The organism is Pseudomonas wadenswilerensis (assembly GCF_024749185.1).
Taxonomy (GTDB): Bacteria; Pseudomonadota; Gammaproteobacteria; order Pseudomonadales; family Pseudomonadaceae; genus Aquipseudomonas; species Aquipseudomonas wadenswilerensis.
In genome coordinates, this window is the sequence record NZ_CP087191.1 from 4,326,920 (window position 1) to 4,353,024 (window position 26,105).

The 26,105-nt window shown below is 64.0% G+C and carries 18 protein-coding genes and 2 tRNA genes; 9 read left to right on the forward strand and 11 right to left on the reverse strand.

Translation table 11 applies throughout. The annotated features are described in order from the left end of the window. Positions 1 to 120 precede the first annotated feature (120 nt). On the forward strand, positions 121 to 2,208 hold the full coding sequence (locus tag LOY45_RS19845; RefSeq protein WP_166675656.1) for a carboxy terminal-processing peptidase: 2,088 nt from the start codon (positions 121 to 123) through the stop codon (positions 2,206 to 2,208). Positions 2,209 to 2,331: 123 nt separating this feature from the next. After that, positions 2,332 to 4,110 carry a bifunctional diguanylate cyclase/phosphodiesterase gene (locus LOY45_RS19850; RefSeq protein ID WP_258578231.1) on the forward strand — a complete coding sequence of 593 codons (1,779 nt, stop codon included), beginning with the start codon at positions 2,332 to 2,334 and terminating at the stop codon, positions 4,108 to 4,110. Here the strand turns inward: LOY45_RS19850 and LOY45_RS19855 are convergent. The 4 genes from LOY45_RS19855 to LOY45_RS19870 all read right to left on the reverse strand — a co-directional run bounded on the left by LOY45_RS19855 (position 4,086) and on the right by LOY45_RS19870 (position 6,340). Then, positions 4,086 to 4,457, reverse strand: coding sequence for a hypothetical protein (locus LOY45_RS19855; RefSeq protein ID WP_010224211.1), 372 nt, complete (start codon positions 4,455 to 4,457; stop codon positions 4,086 to 4,088). The two genes, LOY45_RS19850 and LOY45_RS19855, sit on opposite strands and share 25 nt — an antisense overlap. Next, positions 4,454 to 4,792 (reverse strand): helix-turn-helix domain-containing protein, encoded by a 339-nt coding sequence (locus tag LOY45_RS19860; RefSeq protein ID WP_115085780.1) that lies wholly within the window; start codon positions 4,790 to 4,792, stop codon positions 4,454 to 4,456. The genes LOY45_RS19855 and LOY45_RS19860 overlap by 4 nt, the downstream gene beginning before the upstream one ends. Positions 4,793 to 4,890: 98 nt before the next feature. Beyond that, a complete protein-coding gene (locus tag LOY45_RS19865) occupies positions 4,891 to 5,331 on the reverse strand; it encodes a YkvA family protein (protein ID WP_115085779.1) in 441 nt (146 codons plus the stop codon). 280 nt (positions 5,332 to 5,611) lie between these two features. Next, positions 5,612 to 6,340: a BamJ family beta-barrel-assembly machinery protein gene (locus tag LOY45_RS19870; protein ID WP_095161523.1), complete on the reverse strand. Its 729-nt coding sequence runs from the start codon at positions 6,338 to 6,340 to the stop codon at positions 5,612 to 5,614. Positions 6,341 to 6,615: 275 nt separating this feature from the next. Between LOY45_RS19870 and LOY45_RS19875 the strand changes: the two genes are divergently transcribed. The 4 genes from LOY45_RS19875 to LOY45_RS19890 are packed head-to-tail and all read left to right on the forward strand — an operon-like array spanning position 6,616 to position 11,338. Then, on the forward strand, positions 6,616 to 7,341 hold the full coding sequence (locus LOY45_RS19875) for an AraC family transcriptional regulator (RefSeq protein ID WP_233673614.1): 726 nt from the start codon (positions 6,616 to 6,618) through the stop codon (positions 7,339 to 7,341). 51 nt (positions 7,342 to 7,392) lie between these two features. Continuing rightward, the gene (locus LOY45_RS19880) at positions 7,393 to 8,454 is read left to right on the forward strand and encodes an HlyD family secretion protein (protein WP_095161519.1); all 1,062 of its coding nucleotides are present in this window, start codon (positions 7,393 to 7,395) and stop codon (positions 8,452 to 8,454) included. Further along, on the forward strand, positions 8,451 to 10,025 hold the full coding sequence (locus tag LOY45_RS19885) for a DHA2 family efflux MFS transporter permease subunit (RefSeq protein ID WP_258578232.1): 1,575 nt from the start codon (positions 8,451 to 8,453) through the stop codon (positions 10,023 to 10,025). Before LOY45_RS19880 ends, LOY45_RS19885 begins: the two co-directional genes overlap by 4 nt. Then, the gene (locus LOY45_RS19890) at positions 9,989 to 11,338 is read left to right on the forward strand and encodes a TolC family outer membrane protein (protein WP_258578233.1); all 1,350 of its coding nucleotides are present in this window, start codon (positions 9,989 to 9,991) and stop codon (positions 11,336 to 11,338) included. Before LOY45_RS19885 ends, LOY45_RS19890 begins: the two co-directional genes overlap by 37 nt. Here LOY45_RS19890 and pcaQ read toward each other — a convergent pair. The 4 genes from pcaQ to LOY45_RS19910 all read right to left on the reverse strand — a co-directional run bounded on the left by pcaQ (position 11,329) and on the right by LOY45_RS19910 (position 19,372). Then, on the reverse strand, positions 11,329 to 12,261 hold the full coding sequence (gene pcaQ, locus LOY45_RS19895; protein ID WP_134061632.1) for a pca operon transcription factor PcaQ: 933 nt from the start codon (positions 12,259 to 12,261) through the stop codon (positions 11,329 to 11,331). The genes LOY45_RS19890 and pcaQ overlap by 10 nt on opposite strands. A gap of 126 nt (positions 12,262 to 12,387) precedes the next feature. Next, positions 12,388 to 12,753 carry a nitrite reductase small subunit NirD gene (gene nirD / locus LOY45_RS19900; RefSeq protein WP_115085775.1) on the reverse strand — a complete coding sequence of 122 codons (366 nt, stop codon included), beginning with the start codon at positions 12,751 to 12,753 and terminating at the stop codon, positions 12,388 to 12,390. Next, positions 12,753 to 15,311: a nitrite reductase large subunit NirB gene (gene nirB / locus LOY45_RS19905; protein ID WP_258578234.1), complete on the reverse strand. Its 2,559-nt coding sequence runs from the start codon at positions 15,309 to 15,311 to the stop codon at positions 12,753 to 12,755. The genes nirD and nirB overlap by 1 nt, the downstream gene beginning before the upstream one ends. A 275-nt stretch (positions 15,312 to 15,586) precedes the next feature. Continuing rightward, entirely contained in the window at positions 15,587 to 19,372 is a 3,786-nt protein-coding gene (locus LOY45_RS19910) for a bifunctional nitrate reductase/sulfite reductase flavoprotein subunit alpha (protein WP_258578236.1), read from the reverse strand. 296 nt (positions 19,373 to 19,668) lie between these two features. Here LOY45_RS19910 and map point away from each other — a divergent pair, with 296 nt between their 5' ends. The 3 genes from map to LOY45_RS19925 all read left to right on the forward strand — a co-directional run bounded on the left by map (position 19,669) and on the right by LOY45_RS19925 (position 23,939). Then, positions 19,669 to 20,457, forward strand: a complete 789-nt coding sequence (gene map, locus LOY45_RS19915; protein WP_258578238.1) for a type I methionyl aminopeptidase — start codon at positions 19,669 to 19,671, stop codon at positions 20,455 to 20,457. A 99-nt stretch (positions 20,458 to 20,556) separates the two neighbouring features. Beyond that, positions 20,557 to 21,252, forward strand: a complete 696-nt coding sequence (locus LOY45_RS19920; RefSeq protein ID WP_115085771.1) for a DUF1266 domain-containing protein — start codon at positions 20,557 to 20,559, stop codon at positions 21,250 to 21,252. Next, positions 21,249 to 23,939 (forward strand): DUF805 domain-containing protein, encoded by a 2,691-nt coding sequence (locus tag LOY45_RS19925; protein WP_258578240.1) that lies wholly within the window; start codon positions 21,249 to 21,251, stop codon positions 23,937 to 23,939. The genes LOY45_RS19920 and LOY45_RS19925 overlap by 4 nt, the downstream gene beginning before the upstream one ends. On the opposite strand, the gene LOY45_RS19930 is transcribed toward LOY45_RS19925, so the two are convergent. The 3 genes from LOY45_RS19930 to LOY45_RS19940 form a co-directional block, all read right to left on the reverse strand. Then, positions 23,933 to 25,624, reverse strand: coding sequence for a molecular chaperone HscC (locus tag LOY45_RS19930; protein ID WP_258578242.1), 1,692 nt, complete (start codon positions 25,622 to 25,624; stop codon positions 23,933 to 23,935). The genes LOY45_RS19925 and LOY45_RS19930 overlap by 7 nt on opposite strands. A 158-nt stretch (positions 25,625 to 25,782) precedes the next feature. Beyond that, positions 25,783 to 25,859 (reverse strand) — tRNA-Asp (locus LOY45_RS19935). A 16-nt stretch (positions 25,860 to 25,875) separates the two neighbouring features. Continuing rightward, positions 25,876 to 25,951, reverse strand: a tRNA-Val gene (locus tag LOY45_RS19940). Positions 25,952 to 26,105 lie beyond the last annotated feature (154 nt).

Sequence of the window (26,105 nt, forward strand, 5' to 3'; positions counted from 1 at the left end):
ATGACTGAGCCCGGGTGCTGTAGCCCCGGGCTTTTTGCATTATGCGTCCGGTTTTCATGGAACCGGCGAATTCAAAGACGGCCTAATATGCGTGATCAATTGTCCCTACGTCGAATCAGCATGAAGCATTTTCTGCCGAGCACCACCCTCGCCCTGTTGATCGGTCTGGGCAGTCTGCCATTGGCGGGCAGTGCATGGGCCGCCAACAGCTGGGATAAGCTCCAGCCTGACCGCGATGAAGTGGTCGCCAGCCTCAATGTGGTCGAGCTGCTCAAGCGCCACCACTACAGCAAGCCGCCGCTCAACGATGCGCGCTCGGTAATCATCTACGACAGCTACCTCAAACTCCTCGATCCTGCGCGCAGCTACTTCACCGCCAGCGACATCGCCGAGTTCGACAAATGGAAGACCCAGTTCGACGATTTCCTCAAGAGCGGCAATCTCGACCCCGGGTTCACCATCTACAAGCGCTACCTGGACCGGGTCAAATCACGTCTGGACTTCGCCCTCGCCGAGCTGAACAAGGGCGTCGACAACTTCGACTTCACCACCAAGGAGACCTTGCTGATCGACCGCAAGGACGCTCCGTGGATGAAGAACCAGGCCGAGCTCGACGACCTCTGGCGCAAACGCGTCAAGGATGAAGTGCTGCGCCTGAAAATCGCCGGCAAAGAGCCCAAGGCGATCCAGGAACTGCTGACCAAGCGCTACAAGAACCAGCTCACGCGCCTGGACCAGACCCGCGCCGAAGACATCTTCCAGGCCTACATCAACACCTTCGCCCAGTCCTACGACCCGCACACCAACTACCTGTCGCCCGACAACGCGGAAAACTTCGATATCAACATGAGCCTGTCGCTCGAAGGTATCGGTGCCGTGCTGCAAAGCGACAACGACCAGGTCAAGATCGTGCGTCTGGTACCGGCCGGCCCTGCCGCCAAGACCAAGCTGGTGGCACCGGCCGACAAGATCATCGGCGTGGCCCAGGGCAACAAGGAAATGGTCGACGTGATCGGCTGGCGCCTGGATGAAGTGGTCAAGCTGATTCGCGGGCCGAAAGGCTCGGTGGTGCGCCTGGAAATCATCCCGGCCAGCAACGCGCCGAACGACCAGACCACCAAGATCGTGCCAATCACCCGTGAAGCGGTGAAACTCGAAGAGCAGGCCGCGAAAAAATCGGTGCTCAAGCTCAAGCAGGACGGGCGCGACTACAAGCTCGGCATCATCGAGATCCCGGCCTTCTACCTGGACTTCAAGGCCTTCCGTGCCGGCGATCCGGAGTACAAGAGCACCACCCGCGATGTGAAGAAACTGCTGACCGAACTGCAGAAGGAAAAAGTCGACGGCGTGGTCATCGACCTGCGCAACAACGGCGGCGGCTCGCTGCAGGAAGCCACCGAGCTGACCAGCCTGTTCATCGACAAGGGCCCGACGGTGCTGGTGCGCAACAGCGACGGCCGCGTCGACGTGCTTGAGGACGAGAATAGCGGCGCCTTCTACAAAGGCCCGCTGGCGCTGGTGGTCAACCGCCTGTCGGCCTCGGCGTCGGAAATTTTCGCTGGCGCCATGCAGGATTATCACCGCGCGCTGATCCTTGGCGGGCAGACCTTCGGCAAAGGCACGGTGCAGACCATCCAGCCGCTCAACCATGGCGAGCTGAAACTGACCCTGGCCAAGTTCTACCGGGTTTCCGGGCAGAGCACCCAGCACCAGGGCGTGCTGCCGGACATCGATTACCCGTCGATCATCGACACCAAGGAAATCGGCGAAAGCGCCCTGCCCGAAGCCATGCCATGGGACACCATCCGCCCGGCGATCAAGCCTGCGGTCGACCCGTTCAAGCCGTTCCTGGCCCAGCTCAAGGCCCGTCACGACACCCGTACGGCCAAGGATCCGGAGTTCGTCTATATCCGCGACCGCCTGGCCCTGACCCAGAAGCTGATGAACGAGAAAACCGTCAGCCTCAACGAAGCCGAACGCCGTGCCCAGCATGCCGATATCGAAAGCAAGCAACTGGCGCTGGAAAACACCCGACGCAAGGCCAAGGGCGAAGAGCCGCTCAAGGAACTGAAGAAGGAAGACGAAGACGCCCTGCCGGTCGAGCCGGACGATACCAAGCCGGAAGACGACGCCTACCTGAAGGAGTCCGGGCTGATCCTGCTGGATTACCTGGGCCTGAATTCGCAGGTGGCGCGGAACAACCCGTAAAACGGTGATGGCAAAATAATGTGACTGTGCGTCATTGCGTCATCAAATAGTCATCAGACTGTCGTGAAATAAGGGACTGAGCGCCGCGGGTGCTCAGTCCCTTTTTTTCAAGGTAGCCCTGCCATGACCGTCAACGAACAGCTCAGCGCGTTGAGCACCATCCTGGCTCAAAGCGGCTTGCACAGCCTGTTCCAACCCATTGTCTGCCTGTCCGAACGGCGCATCCTCGGCTACGAAGCACTGAGCCGCGGCCCGTCCAACAGCCCGTTGCACTCGCCGATCAACCTGTTCGCCGTGGCCCGCCAGGCCGGCCGCCTGACCGAGCTGGAAGTGGCCTGCCGCGAGAGCGCCTGCCGGCGTTTCAGCCAGCAGAACCTCGAAGGCAAGCTGTTCCTCAACGTCTCGCCGGAATCCTTGCTCGAGCCGCAGTACCAGTCCGGGCGTACCCTGAAGATGCTCCACGAGCTTGGCGTGCCGCCCAGCCGGGTGGTGATCGAGCTCACCGAACAGACGCCGACCGACGACTTCCAGCTGCTGTTCAACGCCCTGCACCACTACCGCGACATGGGTTTTTCCATCGCCCTCGACGACCTCGGCGCCGGCTATTCGAGCCTGCGCCTGTGGTCGGAGCTGCGCCCGGACTACGTCAAGATCGACCGTCACTTCATCGACGGCATCCACCTGGATGCGGTCAAGCGCGAGTTCGTCGGCTCGATCCTGCAGATCGCCCGAGCGTCACGAGCCCAGGTGATTGCCGAAGGTATCGAACTGGCCGAAGAGCTCAAGGTGCTCACCGAGATGGGCGTCGACCTGGTCCAGGGCTACCTGCTGGGCCGCCCTCAGGAGCTGGCGGCGCGGGATGTGCAGGGCATGCTCGGGCAACCGGCGCAGGTGCTGCAGAGCCTCAATGAAGACAGCGGCAACCTCGCCGCGCTGCTGATCGAACAGCCCGCGGTGAACCGCGAGGCGCCCACGCCGCAGGTGCTCGAACTGTTTCGCAGCCAGGCCAATCTCAATTCCCTGGCGGTGCTCGACGCGCATGGGCAGCCATGTGGCATCGTGCATCGCCACTCGCTCTCCGAGGCCCTGCTCAAGCCGTTTGCCACTGATTTGTTCGCGCGCAAGCCGATCAGCCGGTTGATGAGCGATGATTTTCTCGCCGTGGATCTGGGCCAGTCGCTGCAACAGGTCAGCCGCCTGCTCACCAGTCGCGCCCGCCAGCGTATCGAAGAAGATTTCATCATCACCCACAACGGCCGCTACCTGGGCCTGGGGCGGGTGATCGACGTGCTCAAGCTGATCACCGAGCAGAAGATCCAGCAGGCCCGCTATGCCAACCCGCTGACCCTGCTGCCGGGCAACGTGCCGATCCAGCAGTGCCTGACCCGCCTGCTGCAACAGCAACGCGCGGCAGCGATCTGTTACGTGGATATCGACAGTTTCAAGCCGTTCAACGATATCTACGGCTATGCCCGCGGCGATGAAGTGCTGCTGTGCCTGGCCCAGTGCCTGAGCGAACGGGTCGACCCCAGCCGGGATTTCGTCGGCCATATCGGTGGCGACGATTTCATGCTGGTGCTGGGCTCGGAAGATTGGCAACAGCGCTTGCAGCTGTTGCTGGAGGACTTTCAGAAACAGTGCCGGCGCTTCTACCGTGCCGAGCACCTGCAGGCCGGGTGCTTCGTTGCCACCGACCGTCAGGGCCGGCGCCAGGAATTCGCCTTGCTATCGCTGTCGATCGGCGTGGTGCAGTTGCACCCGCAGGCCTGTGCCGGGCTCGATGCCGGGCAACTGGCCGAGCTGGCCTCACAGGCCAAGCATCAGGCCAAGGATGTGCCCGGGCACAGCCTGTACCTGATCGATACCGCGCCTGCCGTTCAGGCTTCTTCGTGTTCGGGGTAGCTGTACTCGAACACCCGCACCACTTCCGAGGCGTGCCAGGAGGCTGCGGCCATACCGTCGGACGGCCCGGAGAAACGCCCCAGGCGCTCGACGCACTCGAAGAAACCGGTGCGCGGCAAACGGCTGGCACCCTGGCTGATCACCAGCGAACTGCGCAGCGGCTGCTCGGCGCGGGCGTCAAGCGCCGCCAGGTGCTCCAGCGCCGCGGTCAGGGTCTGCATGGCCGGGCTGGGCAATTGCAGACGCTCGAGCAAGGCACGGTAAGTCAGCAGGTGACGTTGGCGGCGGGCGACATCCAGCTCGCCGAGCAGGCCTTCCCAGTGCTGGCGGCTGATCCGCACGCTCACGACGGCTCGCTCCAGCCGGCCACACCCAGTTCCCAGGCCAGGCTGCGGCGGATCGCGGCATCCGGCTGGCGTTCGCCGCTTTCGATCAGCGCCAGGTACACCGGGCTGATGCCGACGCTGCGTGCCAGCTGCTCCGGCGCCAGGCCCTTGCCCTCACGCAAACGCGCCAGCTCGCTGAAACTCGGCAAGCTGGCGCTGTCTGTGGCGCTGGATGGTGTGTTTTCGGCGGCAACCGGCTCGCCTTGCCCGGCTGCTTTAAGCAGTGCCTGGTACTGCTCCCAGGGAACAACCGCGTACTCGGGTTGACCGTCTCGGCTGATGACCTGAATACCCATTACAACCCCCTTGTAGGATTACGATATGTAATCGGTAGGCATAATCCTTATGCCAATTATATTACCAGCCAACAAGGGTGTGCAGGGTCGCGATGTGATCAGCTTTTTTCCTGTTCCAGACGTAGCGCTTCCGGCGTGTCGGGCAGGCGTTCGACCACCCGCAGTTTTTCCGGTGCCTGACGGCTGCGCCAGGCGCTGAAAGCGGCCAGTTCATCGGATACGGCTTTCATCACCCAGGCCAGCACGGCGATGTCGTCGAGCATGCCGACGCCCAGCAACCAGTCGGGGATCGCATCCAGCGGGCTGACAAAATACAACAATCCCGCCACTACCGTGATCAGCGCCTTGGGGCTGATGGCCCGGTACTCGCCGCGCCACCAGGCCAGGCACAGGGCCTGCATCAGGCGCACGTCCTCGCGCAGCTTGCCCAGCCGCGGGCCTTTGCGCGCCACGGCAAAAATCAGCGCCGGCAGGCGCCCGCGGCTGAGCAAGCGCTCGGCCAGGGGCAGAAATCGGGCGAAATTCCACGGTGCTTTCATACGGCCTCCAGGGCCAGTGCCAAGGAAGGTTATCCACAATAATTGTGGATAACCTTGTGAACAGAGCTCAGTTTCAGGCTCAAGGCGCCCGCCCGGCAAGGGTCCGGGTTAAATCGGGCGTTTTTTACACACCTGTTTCAATCACGCAAACGTTTTGCCCGCTGCGCCATGATTCGTCAACAGCCGCAGCTTTTAAGACCCTGCATGGCCCCGAGGGTTCGTTAAACCCCAGAAACGACAACGCCCCGTCGAGACGGGGCGTTGCCGGTATCAGCTGGCCTTACTCGGCAGCAGGATCGGCAGGCTCATCAGCCTTGGCCTGGTCCTTAATACCCAGCAGTTCCAGTTCGAATACCAGCACCGAGTTGGCCGGGATCATCGGGCTCGGGCTCTGGGCGCCGTAAGCCAGGTCCGACGGGATATACAGCTTGTACTTCTCGCCCACGTGCATCAGTTGCAGGCCTTCGACCCAACCCGGGATCACGCCGCTGACCGGCAGGTCGATCGGGCTGCCACGCTCGACGGAGCTGTCAAAGACCTTGCCGTCGATCAGCTTGCCTTCGTAGTGGACGGTTACCACGTCAGTCGGTTTTGGCTGGGCGCCATCAGCCTTCTTGATCACTTCGTACTGCAGGCCCGAAGCGGTAGTCACTACGCCAGTCTTCTTGCCGTTTTCTTCAAGGAACTTCTTGCCGGCCGCAGCCGACTCTTCGCTCATCTTGACCAGGCGCTCTTCAGCGCGCTTTTGCAAGGCTGCGAAGGCTTCAACCAGCTCTTCGTCCTTGATCTTCTGTTCTTTCTTGCCGACAGCGTCTTCGATACCTTGAGCAACAGCTTTCGAATCAAGGTCGTCCATGCCTTCCTGAGCCAGGCTTTTGCCCATGTTCAGGCCAATACCGTAGGAGGCTTTCTGTGCCGGAGTCTTCAGCTCGACGCTGGTCTGCGAATCGCAACCCGCCAGTACCAGGCTAACCAGGGCAACCGCAGCCGCCAACCGATGCTGTTTCATGCTATTTCCTTGTTCATGCGCCAATAGGGCAATCGAGTAAAGCCGCGAGCTTATCAGGCGGCCACGACCAATGGCTACCGGCATGAGAGCAAGAAAACCCGGATAAGTTCAGCCAGATTAAACCTTCTTCATCCTCGGCTGCAGCCAGTGGCCAGTATTGACGGGACCCGGCAGTTGGGCAAATCCGCCGGTGAGGTTTTGTAGCAGTTTGTATCGATGCCGTGCAGCGGGCGGTTATCATCCTGGGCAGCGCAGCAGCGGCAAGGACGGCAGCAATGTGGGACGGCAGGGTCACCTTCAGCGACTACTGGTTCGGCTATGTGGGACACAGTGAGGATTCATCGGCCCACAGCCATGTGGCCATCCAGCTTTGCATCGGGATTCGCGGCCCGGTGCGGGTCGATTTCGAACAGCACAGCCTGGAAGGCGCTGGCGTCATCATCGGGCCTTTCGTCAAACACCGCTCGGTGCAACAGCCGCAGCCGCTGGCGTTTCTGTTCATCTACCCGGAATCGCCCCTGGGGCGCGCACTCAACGCACAGTTGCCACTCAATGGCAGCGCCCTGGCCAGCCAGGCCATCGTCGACTGCTTCGCCCAGCAGCGCAGCACCGAACAGACCGTAGCGGCACTGAACCGCATCGTCGGCAGCCCAGCGGATTTCGACCCGCGCCTGGCCAGCGCCCTGTCCTTGTTGCGCGAAGACTGCGACGGCAGCGGCGCGGTCGGCCGCGCAGCCGAAGCGGTCGGGCTGTCCAGCCCGCGCCTGCGTCACGTGGCCACGCGCGACATGGGCGTGCCGCTGTCGCAGTGGATCATCTGGCGCAAGCTGGAGCGCGCCGCACACGCCCTGGCAGCCGGCCATAGCTTGAGCGAAGCGGCCGTGGATGGCGGCTTTGCCGACCAGGCGCACCTGAGCCGGATGATGCGGCGCATGCTCGGCCTGTCTCCGGCGCAAGCGGCTGGCGTGCTGATGCGCACGAGCGATTCGTTCAATACCTGACCTGCTGCACACGCCAAGCTCTGCCCTTCTTGATGACTAGAGGCGCAGTTCATGGGCAAGCCTACCTACCTGAAGCTAGTGGTCTGTACCGCAGTAATCGGCAGCCTGATGCTGCTCGGCTGGCAACGCTGGCAGTACAAACTGCAATACGTCAGCACCGATAACGCCGAGGTCGAGGGCATCATCGTGCCGATCCGCGCCAGACTTTCGGGCATCGTTGTGCAAGTGCCGGTGCAACACAACGGCCGGGTAGCCAGCGGCGACCTGTTGCTGCAGCTGCGCGATGATGAATACCTGCAACAACGAGACAAGGCCCAGGCAGCATTGAACAGGTTGCATGCGGCCACCGGCAGCCAAGGCACGCCCGGATTGCTTGATAGCCAGGCGCGCAGCGCGGCGGCCAACAGCCAGGCCGCCACCGCAACCATCGGCCAGCTCTCTGCCGGGCTTGAACAGGCCCGTAGCGACTTTCAGCGCGCCCGACGCCTGGCCGCCCAAGGCGTCCTCAGCAACCAGGACCTGGAAGCGGCCAAGGCGCAGTTCGATGCCCTCGGCCACCAGTTGCAGGGCGCGCGCAACAACGCCCAGGCCGCGGCGCAGGGCAGTCTGGCGCAACAGGCTGCGCTGAAGTTGCAAAGCTATCGAATCGATGCCGCCCGGGCCGACCTGGAACTGGCGCAGATTCGCTTGCAAGACACCCGTCACCGCGCGCCGCTGGCCGGTATCGTCGCCGACAAGCATGTCGAACCCGGGCAGTTCGTGGTGGCCGGGCAAAAGTTGCTGAGCCTGGTCGCTACCGATCATTTGTGGGTAGTGGCCAACTTCAAGGAGACCCAGATCAGCCGGGTCCGGGTTGGCCAGCCAGCACGCGTCACGCTCGACGCCTTCCCCGACAGGGTATTGCGCGGCCGGGTGCAGAGCCTGGTGCCGGCCACAGGGGCACGCTTCTCGCTGCTACCGCAGGAAAACGCCAGCGGCAACTTCACCAAGGTGGTCCAGCGCCTGCAAGCGCGGATCGAACTTGAGCCGCTTGCGCTGCCTTACCAGGCCGCCATGAGCCAGGGCATGAGCGCCTTGGTCGAAGTCGATACCGGTGATGAGCAACGCTTATGAAATCGCCCTGGCTGGTCGCCTTCAGCGTGACCCTGATCTCGATGATGGAGCTGCTCGACGTCACTATCGTCAACGTTGCCATTCCCAGCCTGATGGGCAGCTTCGGCGCCTCGGTGGATGAAATTTCCTGGGTCTCGACCAGTTACATCGTCGCCAACGTGGTAATCCTCCCGGCCAGTGGCTGGCTGTCGGCCTGGTTCGGCCGGCGCAACTACTACCTGGTTTCCTCGATCCTGTTCGTACTGGCCTCGCTGGGCTGCGCGATGTCCACCGAACTCTGGCAACTGGTGGCCTTTCGGATTATCCAGGGCCTGGCCGGCGGTGGCTTGCTGGGTATCTCCCAGGCGATCATCTACGACGTGTTCCCCAAGGAAAAGGTCAGCACTGGCCTGGCCCTGTACGGGGTCGGGGTAATGATGGGACCGACCCTGGGGCCCTCGGTGGGCGGTTACCTGATTGATGAATTCTCCTGGCACTGGATCTTTCTGATCAACCTGCCGATCGGCGCTGTGGCGATCCTTCTGTCGTGGCTCTGCGTGCATGACTCGATCAACGAGAAACGCCCGCAAAGCATCGACTACATCGGCTTCGCCCTGCTCGCCCTGGGCGTCGGCAGCCTGCAGATCATGCTTGAGCGTGGCGAACACTGGGACTGGCTGGAGTCGGACCTGACTATCGCCTGCCTGTTGCTGGGCAGCTTCGGCCTGCTGGCGTTTTTCTGGTGGGAGCAGCGCGTGGCCACGCCGATCGTCAACATGGCGCTGTTTCGCAACCGCGAGTTCCTCATGGGCTCGATCTGTGCCTTTTGTGTCGGCTTCGGCCTGTACAGCACACTGTTCATGGTGCCGTTGCTGCTGCAGACGCTGCTTGAGCAGAGCGCCTACCAGAGCGGCATGGTGATCTTTCCCGGCGCCCTGGCCAGCGCCGTTAGCACCCTGGTGATCGGCAAGCTGTCCCAGGAAAACAAGATCGATGAACGGCTGTTCGTCAGCATCGGCATCCTCATCTACGGCTATGCGATGTACCTGCACACCCAGTTCACCCTGCAAAGCAGCCCCGACACCCTGTACTGGCCGCTGATCATCCGCGGGCTTGGTCTGGGCATGATTTTCGTTCCGCTCACCAACCTGGCGATGCGCCAACTGCCTGCACAACTGATCTCGGTCGGCTCGGGGGTGCTCAACCTCATGCGCCAACTCGGTGGCAGCGTCGGCATCGCCATTGCCGCAACTTTGCTGACGCGCTTTTCCTGGGCGCGCTACCGGCAATTATCCGAGCACGTCACCGAGTCGAGCATCATCGCCAGCGGTTGGGATGTTGCCCGCTACGACCCGCGCGTGCTTTCGCTGGGCACCAGCGATCCCGCTCAGGCGCAAGCCCTGCTGGTCCTGGTCAATACCCGTGAACAGGCACAGATGCTCGGCTTCAGCATGCTTTTCGGCCTGCTCGGCGCAGTCATGCTGATCGGTGTGCCGATGGTCCTGCTGATGCGCAACCCCAAACGAATCGCTCAACCCGAACAGGAAGCCTTGCCGTGCTCGAACAACTCTCGCGAATCCACGCAGGCCTGATGGCCCTGGCACTGCTCGGCAGCAGCCAGCAGGCCCGGGCTGAAGACCTCTACCAGCTCTATCAAAAAGCCCTGGCCCATGACATGAAATACGCCGCGGCCATCGAACAGCAACGTGCCAGCAACGAAAAAGAACCCCAAGGCCGCGCCCTGCTGTTGCCCAACCTGTCACTTGAAGGGGGCGCCGCTTGGGTCGACCGCGACGACAGCGGTGCAGCGACACGCAATCGCGACAACTCCAATGCCTACGCACTGGTGCTGATCCAGCCGCTGCTGCGCTGGCAGAACGTGATCGGCCATGACCAGAGCAAGGCGCTGGTGCTGGCCGGGGAAATCAACCTGCAGGCCGCCCGCCAGGACCTGATGCTGCGGGTCGCCGACGCCTACTTTGACCTGCTGCTGGCCGAAGACCTGCTCGGCACCAGCCGCCAGCAGGTGCGCACCCTGCAGGAGCAACGCGGCAAGGCTGAACGCTTCTACCAGGCCGGCTCCGGCACCGAAAGCGAGGTGCAGCGCATCCAGGCCCGCTACGACCTGGCCTATGCCCGGCAGATGGCCACGCACAACGCCGTGCAATTGCACCAGGAAACCCTGGCGCAGTTGACCGGCAGCGTGCCCGCGTCCCTCGCCCGACTCGACCCGCAGGTGCGTTTTCAGGGGCCGCAACCGGCGTTGATCGGCACCTGGGCCGAGCAGGCGCAACAGCACAACCTCAAGGTCCAGGCGGCGCAGATCAAGCGCCTGGTGGCAGAAAAGGAGATCGACAAGCAACAGGCCGGGCATTTGCCCACGGTCGACCTGGTGGCCGCTCACGGGCGCTTCGCCTCGGTGGGCGGCAGCCTGTACGACGTCACCCTGCCGGAAGAAAAGTACACCCAGACCGTGGTCGGTGTGCAGGTCAGCCTGCCGTTGTACGCTGGTGGCGGCACTACCAGCCGCAGCCGCGAGGCCCGCGCCCTGCACGGTGTGGCCCTGGATGAAGTCGAAGACGCCCGCCGCGAGGCTGGCCTGATGGCGCGCCAGGCCTACCTGACCCTGACCAGCGGCATCAGCCAGTATGCGGCGCTGCAGCAGGCGCTGCGCTCGAGCCAGACCAACCTGACCTCGACCACCCGTGCCTTCGAAGCCGGTGCGCGGATCAGTGCCGATGTGCTGGATGCCGAACAGCAGGTGACCCAAACCGAGCAGCAACTGGCCGAACAGCGTTATTCAATCGTGCTGGCCCAGCTCAGGCTGCTGGCCGCCAGCGGCAGCCTCGGCGATGCCGGCCTGCAAGAAATCAACGCGCTGTTGTCAGCGGGCACTCAAGGGTAGTGGCCGTCGCGGTACTGCGCCGCCACCTCGCGCAAAACCTCGCACAGCCATTGCGCCGGCACTGCCAGGGGCAAGGCGGCGTTGCTGCAGATGCCGACCGAGCCGCCCGGCTCGCTGACGCCCAGGTCCAGCTCGCACAGCTCACCGCGGCCGAGGTCGACGCGCACCGCATCCCGAGGCGCAACCCAGACCGCATCGCTGCCTTGCACATAACGGCGGCTGAGGGCCGGCGACAGGGTTTCCAGGCGCTGCGCGGGTTGCTCGATGGCGCACTGCACGAACAGGCTGTCGGCGTGCTTGCGGATGGTCGTGCCGGCCAGCGGCAACACCAGCGGGTAGCGCCCGACCTGGCTGCGCTCGATCGGCTGGCGGCCCAGCAAGGGATGACCGGGGCGCACCACCAGCGACATCGACTCACTGTACAGGTGCTCGAACATCAGCCCCTGGATTTGCGGGCTGTCGGTCATGCGTCCGATCACCAGGTCCAGTTCCCCCACATGCAATTGCCCGAGCAGGTGCGCGCTGGGGCCGGTGGCAACGCTGACCACCAGGGCGTCATGGCGCTGGTGCAGGCGGCAAAGTACTTCGGGCATCAGCAGGCTTTCGACGGTCGACAGCACGCCGACACGCACCTGGGGCGGCGCATGCTCTTCGCCGCGCAAGGTGCTGACGCCTTCGCGCAGGGCCTGCACGCTGGGGCCGGCGTAGCGCATGAAACGCACCCCGGCCGGGGTCAGCTCGACGCCCTGCTTGCTGCGCTCGAACAGCCGCGTCTGCAGCAGGTCTTCAAGTTCCTTGAGGGTCTTGGAGATGGCCGGCTGACTGATCGCCATGGCGTCGGCGGCCTTGGCAAAACTGCCCTGGCGGGCAATCTCGAGAAAGCACAACAGGTGGCGGAATTTGATCCGGGTATCGAGGTTCATCCCCGGAGTTTATCGGGGCTCCGGCAAGACTGCGACCGCTTTGCGGTCGATCGCCGGCAAGACCGGCTCCCACAGGTACTGCATACCCCAGACACTGTGGGAGCTGGCTTGCCAGCGATGAGGCCATCAATAGCGCCCCAGCTCTACCTGCTCGCCACTGATCCGCACCGGCCACACCTGCAACGCCTGCTGCGGATCCTCCAGGCAACGCCCGTCACGCAAGCAGAAATGCTGCTTGTACAACGGTGCCGCCACCACCAGTTCGCCCTTGAGCTCCCCCACCAGCCCGCGGCCGATCACATTGGCCCCGGACCTGGGGTCGTGGTTGTCCACGGCAAACACCGGCGTGGCCTGCCCTGGCAGGTAGAACAGCGCCACCTGGCGGCCGTCGAACCACACCACCACCCCCGACTGGGCGACCAGGTCGGCACGGGTGCAGACCGTCTGCCAGTGTTGCGCCTGAACAGTTATCGCAGCGTTGGACTGGCTCATCAAAGCACCTCCTCGGTGGTCGGGATCAAGTGAAGTTCGCCAGCGCCGATGGGCCGGCGCTGGCCGCGTTCGCGGACAAAGTGCACACCCGGGTCCGGGCGCTGGTCGTTGACGAAGGTACGGAAGCGCTTGAGCTTGTCCGGATCCTTCAGGGCATTGGCCCACTCGCACTCGTAGCGGTCGACCACCTGTTGCATCTGCGCTTCCAGCTCGGCACCCAGGCCGAGGCTGTCGTCGAGGATCACCTGTTTGAGGTAGTCCAGCCCGCCCTCCAGGCTTTCGCGCCACACCGAGGTGCGCTGCAGCTTGTCGGCGGTGCGGATGTAGAACATCAGCACGCGGTCGATGATGCGGATCAGGCTGGCGTCGTCCAGGTCGGTGGCGAACAGTTCGGCATGCCGCGGGCGCATGCCGCCGTTGCCGCAGATGTACAGGTTCCAGCCTTTCTCGGTAGCGATCACGCCGATGTCCTTGCTCTGTGCCTCGGCGCATTCGCGGGTGCAGCCGGACACCGCGAACTTGAGCTTGTGCGGCGAACGCAGGCCCTTGTAGCGGTCTTCCAGGGTCAGGGCCATCTGTACGCTGTCCTGTACGCCGTAGCGGCACCAGGTGCTGCCCACGCAGGATTTCACCGTGCGCGTCGACTTGCCGTAGGCGTGGCCGGTCTCGAAGCCTGCGGCAATCAGTTCGGCCCAGATTTCTGGCAATTCATGCAGCTGGGCGCCGAACAGGTCGATGCGCTGGCCGCCGGTGATCTTGGTGTAGAGGTCGTATTTTTTCGCCACTTCGCCGATGACGATCAGCTTCTCGGGGGTGATCTCGCCGCCGGGAATCCGCGGCACCACCGAGTAGGTGCCGTTCTTCTGCATGTTGGCCATGAACGTGTCGTTGGTGTCCTGCAGCGGCACCAGCGACGGGTCCATGATCGGCTGGTTCCAGCACGAGGCGAGGATCGAGCCGACCGTGGGTTTGCAGATATCGCAGCCGACATGGCCGCGCCCATGCTTGGCGAGCATCTCGTCAAAGCTGAGGATGCCCTCGACCCGCACCAGCGCGTACAGCTCCTGGCGGGTGTAGGCGAAGTGTTCGCACAGGCTCTTGTCGACGCTGACGCCGCGGGCGATCAGCTCATGCTCGAACACCTGCTTGAGCAATGCCGCACAACCGCCGCAACCGGTGCAGGCCTTGGTCTGCTGCTTGAGCTGGCCAAGCTCGCCGCAACCGCTGTCGATGGCGGCGCAGATCGCGCCCTTGCTGACGTTGTGGCAGGAACAGATGGTCGCGCTGGCAGGCAAGGCATCCGCGCCCAGTGCCGGCGCGCCGGCCGACTGCGGCAGGATCAGGCCGGCCGGATCGGCTGGCAGGGCAATACCGTTCTGCACGTATTGCAGCAGGGTATCGTAGTAGCTGTTGTCGCCAACCAGCACCGCACCGATCACCTGTTTGCCGCTGGCATCGACCACCAGGCGGCGGTAGGCCGAGGCAGCTTCATCGATAAAGCGATAGCTGCGCGCACCCGGGGTGGCGCCATGGGCGTCGCCAATGGAGCCGACATCGACGCCGAGCAGCTTGAGCTTGGTCGACATGTCGGCACCGGTGAAGCTGCCACCGTCCTCACCGGACAGCGCCGCCGCGACATTACGGGCCATGCTGTAGCCCGGCGCTACCAGGCCGAACACGCTGCCGTTCCACGAGGCGCATTCGCCGATGGCGAAGATCCGTGGGTCGCTGCTGCGACAAGCACTGTCGATCATCACCCCGCCGCGTGGCGCGATGTCCAGACCGCTGCTGCGGCCCAGGGCATCCTGCGGGCGGATACCGGCGGAGAACACGATCAGGTCGGTTTCGAGAAATTCGCCGCCGTCGAAGTTCATCCGGTAGCGATAGTCTTCACCGGCAACGATGGCCTGGGTCGCCCGCGACAGGTGCACGCCAACCCCCAGGGCTTCGATCTGCGCACGCAAGGCCGCGCCGCCTTCGGCATCCAGTTGCACCGGCATCAAGCGCGGGGCGAACTCCACCACGTGGGCTTCCAGGCCCAGGGATTTCAAGGCATTGGCCGCCTCCAGGCCGAGCAGGCCACCGCCGACCACCACGCCCCGGCGGGCACTGTTGGCGGCGGCACGGATGGCATCGAGATCATCGAGAGTGCGATAGACCAGGCGCGCCGCCCCGTGCGAGCCTTCGATCGGCGGCACGAACGGATAGGAGCCAGTGGCCAGGACCAGTTGATCGTAAGGATAACGCCCGAGGTGGGTGACCACTTCGCCGCGCGCCCGGTCGATCTCCAGCACCTGCTCGCCCAGGTGCAGGTGAATGCCGTGCCCGGCGTACAAGCCCGCCTCGCCCAGCGCCAGGGTCTCGGCATCGCTGCCGCTGAAGTATTCCGACAGGTGCACGCGGTCGTAGGCGCGCTGGCGTTCTTCGCCGAACACCCGCACCTCGAAGCGACCCAGGGCACCGCGTTCGATCAGTTGCTCGACGCAGTGATGACCGACCATGCCGTTGCCGACGATGATCAGCTGTTGCCGCGCTTCGATGCTGGTAAACCCATTCATACCCGATCCTCACTCAAGGCCATTCACGGTGGCTTTGCTGCTGGGGCCAACCCCGAAAAACAAAAAAAGGCGCCTGGAGCCGAAGCTCCAGGCGCCTTTGCCTGGTCGTTTTATGTAGTCCCGGTTGCGAATCGCCATTGACCCGCGAGGACGTTGTACTTAAGCAAAAGCAGGTAGCGTGCCAACTGCCAAAGCCTTTGAAACCGGGGCTTGAGGACTGTCCACCACGGCCGTTATCGACCCAGGCTGGTGCAGCCCTCCCCCTTATGGGGCACTCAGTACACGTCGCGCAGGTAGCGTTTGGCGCGGCTCAGCTCGCTGACATAGGCCTCGGCCCGCTCCACACTCATGCCGCCGTACTGATGCACCACCTGCTTGAGCGCCGCATCGACATCCCTGGCCATGCGCTCGGCGTCACCACAGATGTAGAAATGCCCACCCTCCTCCAGCCAGCGCCAAAGCTCGGCGCCCTGTTCGAGCAGGCGCTGCTGCACGTAGATCTTCTGCGCCTGATCGCGGGAGAACGCGGTGTCCAGGCGGGTCAGGTGGCCGTCGCGCTGCCAGGCCAGCAGCTCGTCGCGGTAATAGAAATCCGTGGCGGCCTGCTGTTCACCAAACAACAGCCAGTTGCGGCCTGTGGCGCCTTCAGCCTGACGCTCCTGGAGGAACGCCCTGAACGGCGCGATACCGGTACCGGGGCCGACCATGATCACTGGCGCCGTACTATCGCTGGGCAGGCGAAAGTGCGCGGTCGGTTGGCTGAAGATTTCTACGCGGCCCGGCTCACCGCGGTCGGCCAGGTAGGTCGAGCACACGCCCTTGCGCTGGCCGTAACGGACGGTGGAAACCGTCAGGTGAACCTGATCAGGGTGCAACTTCTGGCTCGAGCTGATCGAGTACAGCCGCGGCTGCAAGGGTTTGAGCAGGCTCAACCAGGTCTCCAGGCTCAGCTCGGGTGTGCAGCCGTACACCAGGTCGATCAGTTGCTTGCCCCACAGCCAGTCCTTGAGCGCAGCCTTGTTGTGCGGTTCAAGCAACTCGCGCAACTGTGGATTGCCAACCGCGAAGGCCTCGAGCAGCTGCGGGGTAATGCGGGCGATCTCCAGGTGTTGCAACAGCGCCTCGGCCAGCGGCATGTCGGCCTGGCCCTTGAGGCTGACGCAGCGGCTGCCATCGAAGCGGGTGGCGCTCAGCAGTTCGTCGACCAGCGCCGGGCAGTTGCGCGGCCACACGCCCAGGGCGTCACCGGCCTGATAAGTGAAACCGCTGTCGCCCAGGTCGAATACCAGTTGGCGGGTTTCCTTGAGCGCGCCGGGGCCGTTGAGCAGGCGATTGCCGACCAGGGTCGTTGCCAGCGGCCTGGTTTTGCTGAAGCCGGTTGCGGCCGGCGCTGCCACTGGCGCTTCGAGCAGCAGCTGGCCGTGGCCCAGTTTGCCCAGCAGCGCCTGCAGCCATTGCCCGGCCGGTTCATTGAAATCGCCCTCGCAATCGACCCTGTCGAGCAAGCGCTCAGCCCCCAGTTCTGCCAGGCGCTGATCGAGCTTGCGACCAAACCCGCAGAACTGTTCATAGCTGGAATCCCCCAGGGCCAGCACCGCATAAGGCAAGCCGGCGCAGCGTTGAGAATGCTCGCCGTGCAGGCCACGCCAGAATGCCGCGCCGCTGTCCGGCGCGTCACCGTCGCCAAAGGTGCTGGCGATCAGCAGCAGGCTGGCCGGGCTGTCCAACCGCTCCAGGGCCACGTCTTCCATACAGCTCAACTGCACCGGCAAGCCGACCTTGCGCAGGCGCTCGGCACACTGCTCGGCCAGGGCCTGACCGTTGCCGGTTTGCGAGGCCCAGAGCAGCAGGTGCTTGTCCTGTACCGAAACGGGCTGCTGATCGATCTGGACGGCCTCGATACGTTCGCCAGCGACCCGGCTCAGGGCCACCGCGCAATACTTGAAGGCCGGTTGCAGCGACAGCGGATCGACCGCGTCGCTGGTGAGCGCATTGATCGCCAGGTGTTCACCGTAGACGTCGTTCCAGTGGAACGGCGCAAAGCAGTTGCCCGCCAATACCCGGGTGGTGATCCGTGCCGGCAGTACGGCCTGCCCGCGGCGTGAACGGATCTGCACCTGATCCTTTTCAGCAATGCCCAGGCGCTCGGCATCGTCCGGATGAATTTCCACGAACGGCCCGGGGTCAAGCTTGTTCAGCGCCGCCACCTTGCCGGTCTTGGTCAGGGTGTGCCACTGGTGCTGGACCCGGCCGGTGTTGAGCACCAGCGGGAAGTCAGCGTCCGGCAGCTCGGCGCTGGGCAGGCACGGCCGGGCAAAAAAGCGTGCCTTGCCCGTGCGGGTGGGGAAGGCAATGGCAGGTGCCTCGCCTTGCGCATCGCGCAACAGGGCCTGGCTGATACCGTCGTTGCGATAACGCAGCGGGCTGCGATCGTTCTCACGCCCGGGTTCACACGGCCATTGCTGCGGCGTCTCACGCAAAGCGGCATAGCTGACGCCGCGCACATCGTAGCCGGTGGCCGGGTTCCAGGCCTGGCGCAACTCGTTGAACACCGCTTCAGCATTGGCGTAGCTGAACGCCTCGGCATAGCCCATGGCGCAGGCGATACGGGCAATGATCTGCCAGTCGGGCAAGCTCGCGCCCGGCGCCTCGACGGCCTGGTTCATCAGGGTCAGGTTGCGCTCGGAATTGACCATCACCCCCTCGCCCTCAGCCCACAGCGCGGCGGGCAGGAGAATATCGGCGTAGCGGTTAGTCTCGGTGTCGAGGAAGACATCCTGGGTGATCACCAGTTCCGCCGCCTGCAAACCTTCGATCACTTGCTGGCGGTTGGCGACGCTGGCCACCGGGTTGCTGCAGATGATCCAGCAAGCCTTGATCTGCCCGGCAGCGAGGTTTTCGAACAGCGCCACCGTGCCGTCACCGGCTTCGCTGCGCAGGCTGCCGGTGGGGATCTGCCACAACTGCTCGACGAAGGCGCGATCCGCCGCGACCAGCGCCGAGCGTTGCCCTGGCAGGCCCGGGCCCATGTAGCCCATTTCGCGCCCGCCCATGGCATTGGGCTGGCCGGTCAGCGAGAACGGTCCGCTGCCCGGCCGGCAAATGGCGCCGGTGGCCAGGTGCAGGTTGCACAGGGCGTTGCTCTGCCAGGTGCCATGGATGCTCTGGTTCAGGCCCATGGTCCAGCAGCTCATCCACTCCGGGGCCTGGCCGATCCAGTTGGCGGCCTGGCGGATATCGGCTTCGCGCAGCCCGGTGATAGCAGCGACCCGCTCGGGTGTGTAGTCCTGTAAAAAGGCCGGCATATCCTCCCAGCCTTCGGTGTAGCGCTGGATGAAGTCGGCGTCGCACTGACCGTTTTCCAGCAACAGGTAGAGCAGGCCATTGAGCAACGCCAGGTCGGTACCTGGCTTGATCTGCAGGAACAGGTCGGCCTTGTCGGCGGTGGCGCTGTGCCTGGGGTCGACGACAATCAGCCGGGCACCGGCCTTGAGCCGGTCGAGCAGGCGCAAAAACAGGATCGGGTGACAATCGGCCATGTTCGCGCCGATCACCAGGAACACCTCGGCGCGGTCAAAATCCTGGTAGCTGCCCGGCGGCCCGTCGGCGCCCAGCGACAGCTTGTAGCCGCTGCTGGCGCTGGCCATGCACAGGCGCGAGTTGGACTCGATATGCCGGCTGCGGACAAAACCCTTGGCCAGTTTATTGATCAGGTACTGGGCCTCCAGCGACATCTGCCCGGAGACATAGAACCCCAGGGCATCGGGCCCATGTTCATCAATGATCGCCTGCAGGCGCTGTGCTGCCTGTTCGATAGCGGTATCGATGCCGCTCTGCACCGGGTCGCGCTGACGCTGGTCGCGCAAATAAGCGTGCTCCATGCGCCCGGACTCGCGCAGCGGTTGATGGGCGGTCAGGCCCTTGGTGCACAGGCGGCCAAAATTGCTGGGGTGCAGTTTGTCACCACTGACCTTGGTCACCCGCCCGCCTTCGACGCTCATGACGATGCCACAACCGACGCCACAATACGGGCACACGCTGCGCACGCTGGTGCTGCTCATCGGCCTACCTCCTGATTGCGCAAACAAAAAGGCGCCCTGCTGCCTCGGCTTGAATGAACAAGCGGGGCAACACGGCGCCTTTGTCGTGAACGGGGCAATCTGCGTTGATTGCCGGATACTCAAGCTGTAGCAAGGGCCGCGCCAGAATGGCCGGAGCCTTGCGTTACGGGGCTCAGGCACTTGGCGGCGCCTGGCAGCCTGCACCGCAATGGGCCCGCTTGCACCATCGGATGGCACTGCCACCCGGCGAGGCCTTATCATTGGCGCACATTCCGAGAGACGAAATACCTTCCCCCATGAGCCAAGTGGTCCTCAAAAACGCCGAGCAGCTGGCCCTGATGCGCAATGCCGGGCAATTGTTGAGCCAGGTGTTCGCCCACCTCGACAGCTTCATCGCCCCCGGGGTCAGCACCCTGCAGATCAACGACCGGGCCGAGGCCTTTATCGTCGATGTACTCAAGGCGCGCCCGGCGAGCAAGGGCCAGTACGGCTTCGCCTATTCGCTGAACACCTCGGTCGACCATGTGGTGTGCCACGGCGTGCCGCATGCCGACGAGGTGCTCAAGGCCGGCTCCATCGTCAATGTCGACATCACCCTTGAGCACGGCGGCTACATTGCCGACTCGTCGAAGATGTATTGCCTGGGGCAGATCGATGCCGCCGCCTGGCACCTGGTCGACACCACCTATGCCGCGCTCTGGCAGGGCATCCGCCAGGTACGCCCGGGAGCGACCCTGGGCGATATCGGCTACGCCATCCAGCGCCATGCCGAAGCGGCTGGCTACAACGTGGTGCGCGAGTACTGCGGCCATGGCATTGGTCGGCAGATGCACGAGGCGCCCGAGGTGCTGCACTACGGCCACAAGGGCAGCGGCCTGCAGCTCAAGCCAGGCATGGTGTTTACCATCGAACCGATGATCAACCAGGGCGGGCGCGGGGTGCGCACCCTCAAGGATGGCTGGACGGTGATCACCCGCGACCGCAGCCTGTCGGCGCAATGGGAACACACCATCGCCGTCACCGCCGAGGGCTTTGAGGTGCTGACCCTGCGCGAGGAAGAGCGCGCCATGCTGGCCAGCGCCTAAGTCGGCGAATCCGGTTTGCCGCGCACCGCGCGGCTCTCTACAATCCGCGCCATTACGGCCGGCACCCGCACATTCCCCTACCGGCCCCGGAGCTTTTTCATGGAAGAAATCGAGCAGCACTGGCTGTACGCCCTTTCCGCCCCCATGGCCGCCCTCAACGGCGCCAGCTACACCGCCGCGACCTACTTCGAGACCTACGACGAAGACGAGACCGACCTTAAAAAGTGGTGGGGCATCAACAATCGCCAGGAGTTGCTGAACATGCTCAGCATGGCCGACACCGGCCACGCCCTGGAGCTCAAGGACGCCTACTGGCAAGCCGCGCGCTGCCTGCCCAGCGAATGGCCGCAGGTGCTTGAAGCGCTGACACCGCGCAAGCGCATCCAGTACGAGTTCGCCCGGCGCACCCTGGCCGACTGCGGCCAGGGCGGCGTGCGCGCCTGGGACCTGGGGCGCATGGGTTACCTGCTGCGGGCAGGGTTGCGCAAGGGCTACCTCAGCATCGCTGAAAGCCACTGGCTGCAAGGCCGCCTGGCCCTGCGTGCACGGCACTACTACAACAGCTGGGACCGCTACCTGGCCGGCTACCTGTTTGGCAAGGCGCTGTGGAACTGCTCCAGCGCCAGCGACGAAGAACTGGCGCAGTGCCTGGAGCGCCAGGGCAGCGAACACTGGAACCGCTGCATCATGATGAACCTGAGCCAGGACGCCCTGGGCTTTTTCGCCAGCATCCCCTGGGAGCTGCCGCTGAACCTGCCGGAACGCCCCGACACCCTGCAAGGAGGCTGGTCATGAGCTGCTGGATTCGCCTGGGCATCGAGCCGACCAACGACCCCGATGTCATCCGCGGCGCTTACCGCGCGCTGTTGCCGCAGCACCACCCGGAAACCGACCCGCAGGGTTTCCAGGCCCTGCGCGAGGCTTACGAGCACGCCCTGCGCCTGGCCCGCGACGAGCAGGATGAGGCCCCTGAGCACGACGAGCCGGTGCTGGTGCGTAATGCACTGATCGAACAGACCATGAGCGACTTTTCCAAGCTGCTCGGCGACCCGACCCGCCGCTTCGACCCGCCAGCCTGGCAGGCCTTCATCGATGGTTTCGCCAGCCTGACCCTGGATGACCAGGAACAGGTCAGCTGGCACTTGCTGTACAAGCTGATGGAGACCGGCCCGTTGTCGCACGCCTGCGTGCAACTGATGGCCAGGCACCTGGGTTGGGAAAACGAGGTACTGCGCCTGGAAGATCCGCGCCAGGCTGATGAATTTCTTGAACGCATCAGCGAGCCGGACCCGTTTGACACCGGCGTGATGAAGCACTGGTCGATAGAAGCGCAAATAGAAACCCTGTGGTTCGCCAGGAACCTGGATTTCCTCTACCACACCCGGCCGCTGTTCGAGTTCGAGAGCTTCGTCACCCTGCACACCTGCCTGCCGTTCCCGGATGACCCGGCCTTTATCCAGCGCCTGATGGTCAAGCTGTGCCAGGCCGGCATCGGCAGTACCAGCTTCTTTGCCATGATCGCCGAGCAGCAACGCCAGGCACCGGACGATATCGACCTGCTGTACCTGCTCGCCTGCCAGGCCAGCGACACCGGCCAGGAAGAACTCGCCCGCCAGTGCTGGACCCGCCTGTGGTGCGAGCACCAGCACCCGGAAGCGGGACGCTGGCTGCTCAACCTGTGCGCCCAGCACCAACCGCAGCGCCTGCCGCTGTTGATCCAGGCCCTTGATCGCCTGGAGCCGGTGTACCAATGGCCACAAGACTTGAACGATCTGGCGCAGATCTGGGGCAGCCCGTCGCAGCGCCCGGAAACCCTGACACGCTGGTTCGAAGCCGCACGTGACGAGCACGAAGGCATCGCCGGGATTTTCGTCAAATGGCGCCTGGACGGCAAAGACGAACTGCCGCTGCTGGCCTGGCTGCTCGACGACCAGCCGGATCGCCAGCTGCAGCGCCTGTACCGCCACGCCTGGGCGCTGCACCGTGGTGACAGCGGCCTGCTGCGGCAGATCATGGCCGAGCCGCTGGGCGACGACCCGCTGGATCAACTGATCATCGAAGGCTTCAAGTACCAGGCCGAGCAACAGTTGCGCTGGCTCGAGCAGTCACCGCTGGCCCTGGCCCTGACCGCCTTCATCAACAGCCCTTCGCCACAGCCGCAACTGCCCGAAGTGCTCTGCGAAGGCAGCGGCCTGTCGGTAGCCCGCGACTGGCTGCGGCGGATGCGCAGCTACCCGGCCGCCACCCTGCCCAAGCTGACCGCGCTGATCAAGCCGGCCAACCTGATGCCGACGCCTTTCGGCGTGCAGCTGCTTTCGGACCTTGCCGAAGCCGGCATCGAACTGCCGCGCCCACCTGCCGACGATGGTCTGTGGACCTGGCACCGGCAGAACCTGTTCATGCTCGCCCTGGTTGACCAGCCCCAACGCTGGCTGGCGATGGTGCCAGCGCAGTTGCTGGCCAGCCTGCCATACCCGGCCGGCCATCCGTTCGCCGGCCTGCAGCAGTTGCTGCTACGCCTGCAGGGCCAGCAAGGCAACGTCGATGGCCTGCTCGGCTGGCTGGATGACAACGACCCGCTGCAAGGCTTTATCGGCCAGCGCCTGTCGACGGTGCAGCAAGCCCTGGACAGCGCCAAGCTGCCCAGCAACCTGAAACTGTACGCCTGCCTGGAAAACGACCCGCACGCCTTCGATGATGACGTACTGGGCATGATGGTGCTGTGCGCCATTCTCTATCACGACCCGAGCCTGAACGCCGAACAGCATGGCAGCCTGCTGCGGCGCATCTCGACCCTGACCTGCCCGGATGCCTGGTTCGAACCGTTTCGCAACGGCCTGATCAAGGGCGAGCCGGTGCGCCCGCCGCGCAAGGTGCTGGAGGAAGACGAGCTGATCAACAGCACGCTGTTCTACAGCATGCTCGACAGCCTCAAGGACCTGGCGCGTTACGGCAGCGCCGGGGTGCCGCGGGCCAAGGTGCTCAAGGAATTGCAGCGCGGCAAGGATTACCCGGGCATGGACGCCGGCATTCGCGCAGCCCTGACTGCCTTGTTGTCGTGGTCCGAGCGCCTGCTGCTGGCCAATTCCGGCAGCCAACCGGTACCGGCCTCGCACGTGTGGAAAATCGATAGCCGCCTGGGCCGCAAGGGTTACGGCGTGCAGGTAGTCGCCAGCATCCTTCTCGGGCCGATCCTGACCCTGATGGCCAGCAGTGCAGTCGAGCAGATCTTCTTCGGCCTGCTGTTCGTCGGCCTGCTCGGCAGCGCCACCCTGCGCCGCCTGCACGACATTGGCCGGGGCATCCCGATGATGATCATCTTCGTGATGCTGATCCCGTTCCTGCACTTCTTGCCGCTGGTGCTGCTGCTCCTGCCGGGCGAACCGCTGCCCAACCGCTACGGCGTGCCGCCCGTCAATCAGCCGCAGGACAACCTGCAGGGTGGCCTGCAAGCCGCCCTGCGACGGCTCAACGGTCAGTAACGCATGTCGTCCAGCGCCTCGATGAGGCGCTGGCGAGCGCCGGCGATCTCGGTCGACTCCTGGCCGGCCAGGATCGCGCTGAACTCATTGAGCCAGTCGCCGATCGCATCGCGTTCAGCCCCCAGGCTCTGCGCCCAGGCCCGCTCCAGGCGTGCCAGCAAGGTGCGGTTGGGCAAGGCATCGCGCGGGTGGATCTTCAGCCCGGCAAGGCGTTCATGGCTGGCTTGGCGCGCGTCTTCATCCAGCCCGGTGGGGCTGCGATCGATCACGTGACTGAACTGCTCGCGAGTCTGCGGCAAGGTCACATCGACTTCCAACAGGCCGTTGATGTCATAGCTGAAGCGCACGTCCAGGCGCTGGATCTTGCCGTTCGGGGTCAGCGGGATCTTGAAAGAATCGACAAAGATGTTGTCTTCGACCCAGGGCCGCTCGCCTTGATAGACGCGGATGCTGATGGCTGTCTGTTCAATATGAGTGCTGTAGAACGGCTTGATCCGTGACGTAGGGATCACGGTATTGCGGTCGATGATCGGCGCAAAGATCTCGGTCTGGTATTCGCCATCCATCGCGGCGATACCCAGTGTATAGGGGCAGACGTCGGTGAGGATCAGCTCTTCGATCGCCGAATCGCGCGCCTTGCACGCCGCCTGGGTGGCAGCACCGAGGGCAACGATGGTGTCCGGGTCGAGGTAGCGGTAAGGCAGGCGGCCGAACAGGGTCGAGACCATCTGCTGGATTACCGGCATGCGCGTGGCACCGCCGACCAGCACCAGGCTGTCGAGGTCGCTGGCGCGCAGGCGTGCATCGCGCAGGGCCTGCTCGATCGGTGCACGAATCCGCGCCAGCAACGGCGCCCAGATCTTCTGCGCACGGGCTTCATCGAGCGACCAGTGGCGGCTGACGCCGTCACCGTTCCAGCTCAAGTGCTGCTCGCCCTCGCCCAGCTTGCACTTGAGCTGCTCGATGGCATCGGCAAGGCTGGCCAGGGCCTGGGGCGCAAGCATCGCCGGCTTGAGTTGCCAGTGCTGCAGGCAGGCCTGCAGCAAGGCGCCGGTAAAATCTTCGCCGCCGAGGAAGTTGTCGCCGGTCGAGGCATGCACCTCGATCAGCGGCAGCGCGTATTCCAGTACAGTCACGTCGAAGGTGCCGCCACCGAGATCGAAGATCAATGTGCGTTCGAATTTCTGCTCGTGCAGGCCGTAGGCCATGGCCGCGGCGGTCGGTTCGTTGATCAGGCGCTGGACTTTCAGGCCAGCAAGCTCGGCGGCAAAGCTGGTGCGCTTGCGCTGCTCGTCGCTGAAATAGGCCGGCACGGAAATCACCGCTTCGCTGATCGGGCAACCGAGAAACGCTTCGGCATCGGCCTTGAGTGCACCGAGCACCAGCGCCGACAGTTCTTCGGGGCTGAATACCTGGTCACCGAGGGTGATCTTTTTTTCGCTGCCCATGAAGCGCTTGAAGGCGGCGGCGGTGCGTTGCGGATGGGTAGTCAGGCGTGAGCGTGCGGCCTTGCCGACCAGAATGCTGCCGTCTTCGTCGAGGCTGACCACCGAAGGCGTGAGCACGTCGCCAAGGGCGTTGGGGATCAGTTGTGCCCGGCCATCCTGCCAGACCGCCACCAGGCTGTTGGTGGTGCCCAGGTCGATACCCAGCATTGGCGCCGGGGAAGTGCTTGCATCCTGCATGTTCGTTCTCTTGCTCAGAAGTGGTGCTGGCACGGAGCAAAACAGTAGCGTCCCAGCGTACTGGTGGATTCTGGACGAATTCCAGAAACAAAAAAAGCGACCCTAAGGTCGCTTTCTTTGTTGCTTCCGGGTGTTCAGTGGGCCCTGGAAGCTAAATATGGCGCAGCGGACGGGACTCGAACCCGCGACCCCCGGCGTGACAGGCCGGTATTCTAACCGACTGAACTACCGCTGCGCGATACACTGAGAAGTGGTGGGTGATGACGGGATCGAACCGCCGACCCTCTGCTTGTAAGGCAGATGCTCTCCCAGCTGAGCTAATCACCCTTCGTCTCGGTGTGGCGCGCATTCTACGGAGCACCGAACACTCTGGCAAGCACTTTTTTAAAAAAATTTTTGAGGCGTTCCAAAGACTTAGCGGTGCTTGGCCTGAAGTGCCCGCTCGGAGTTTAATGCCCTCCTTATGTGTTGAGGAGAGATT

Bases quoted from the DNA above. Each gene is read 5' to 3' on its own strand.
- LOY45_RS19880 (WP_095161519.1), top strand. From the start codon at position 7,393: ATGGGCAAGCCTACCTACCTGAAGCTAGTGGTCTGTACCGCAGTAATC.
- nirD (WP_115085775.1), bottom strand. From the start codon at position 12,753: ATGAGCCAGTCCAACGCTGCGATAACTGTTCAGGCGCAACACTGGCAG.
- nirB (WP_258578234.1), bottom strand. From the start codon at position 15,311: ATGAATGGGTTTACCAGCATCGAAGCGCGGCAACAGCTGATCATCGTC.
- LOY45_RS19875 (WP_233673614.1), top strand. From the start codon at position 6,616: ATGTGGGACGGCAGGGTCACCTTCAGCGACTACTGGTTCGGCTATGTG.
- LOY45_RS19925 (WP_258578240.1), top strand. From the start codon at position 21,249: ATGAGCTGCTGGATTCGCCTGGGCATCGAGCCGACCAACGACCCCGAT.
- LOY45_RS19845 (WP_166675656.1), top strand. From the start codon at position 121: ATGAAGCATTTTCTGCCGAGCACCACCCTCGCCCTGTTGATCGGTCTG.
- LOY45_RS19930 (WP_258578242.1), bottom strand. From the start codon at position 25,624: ATGCAGGATGCAAGCACTTCCCCGGCGCCAATGCTGGGTATCGACCTG.
- LOY45_RS19860 (WP_115085780.1), bottom strand. From the start codon at position 4,792: ATGGGTATTCAGGTCATCAGCCGAGACGGTCAACCCGAGTACGCGGTT.
- map (WP_258578238.1), top strand. From the start codon at position 19,669: ATGAGCCAAGTGGTCCTCAAAAACGCCGAGCAGCTGGCCCTGATGCGC.
- LOY45_RS19885 (WP_258578232.1), top strand. From the start codon at position 8,451: ATGAAATCGCCCTGGCTGGTCGCCTTCAGCGTGACCCTGATCTCGATG.
- LOY45_RS19850 (WP_258578231.1), top strand. From the start codon at position 2,332: ATGACCGTCAACGAACAGCTCAGCGCGTTGAGCACCATCCTGGCTCAA.
- LOY45_RS19865 (WP_115085779.1), bottom strand. From the start codon at position 5,331: ATGAAAGCACCGTGGAATTTCGCCCGATTTCTGCCCCTGGCCGAGCGC.
- pcaQ (WP_134061632.1), bottom strand. From the start codon at position 12,261: ATGAACCTCGATACCCGGATCAAATTCCGCCACCTGTTGTGCTTTCTC.
- LOY45_RS19870 (WP_095161523.1), bottom strand. From the start codon at position 6,340: ATGAAACAGCATCGGTTGGCGGCTGCGGTTGCCCTGGTTAGCCTGGTA.
- LOY45_RS19920 (WP_115085771.1), top strand. From the start codon at position 20,557: ATGGAAGAAATCGAGCAGCACTGGCTGTACGCCCTTTCCGCCCCCATG.
- LOY45_RS19910 (WP_258578236.1), bottom strand. From the start codon at position 19,372: ATGAGCAGCACCAGCGTGCGCAGCGTGTGCCCGTATTGTGGCGTCGGT.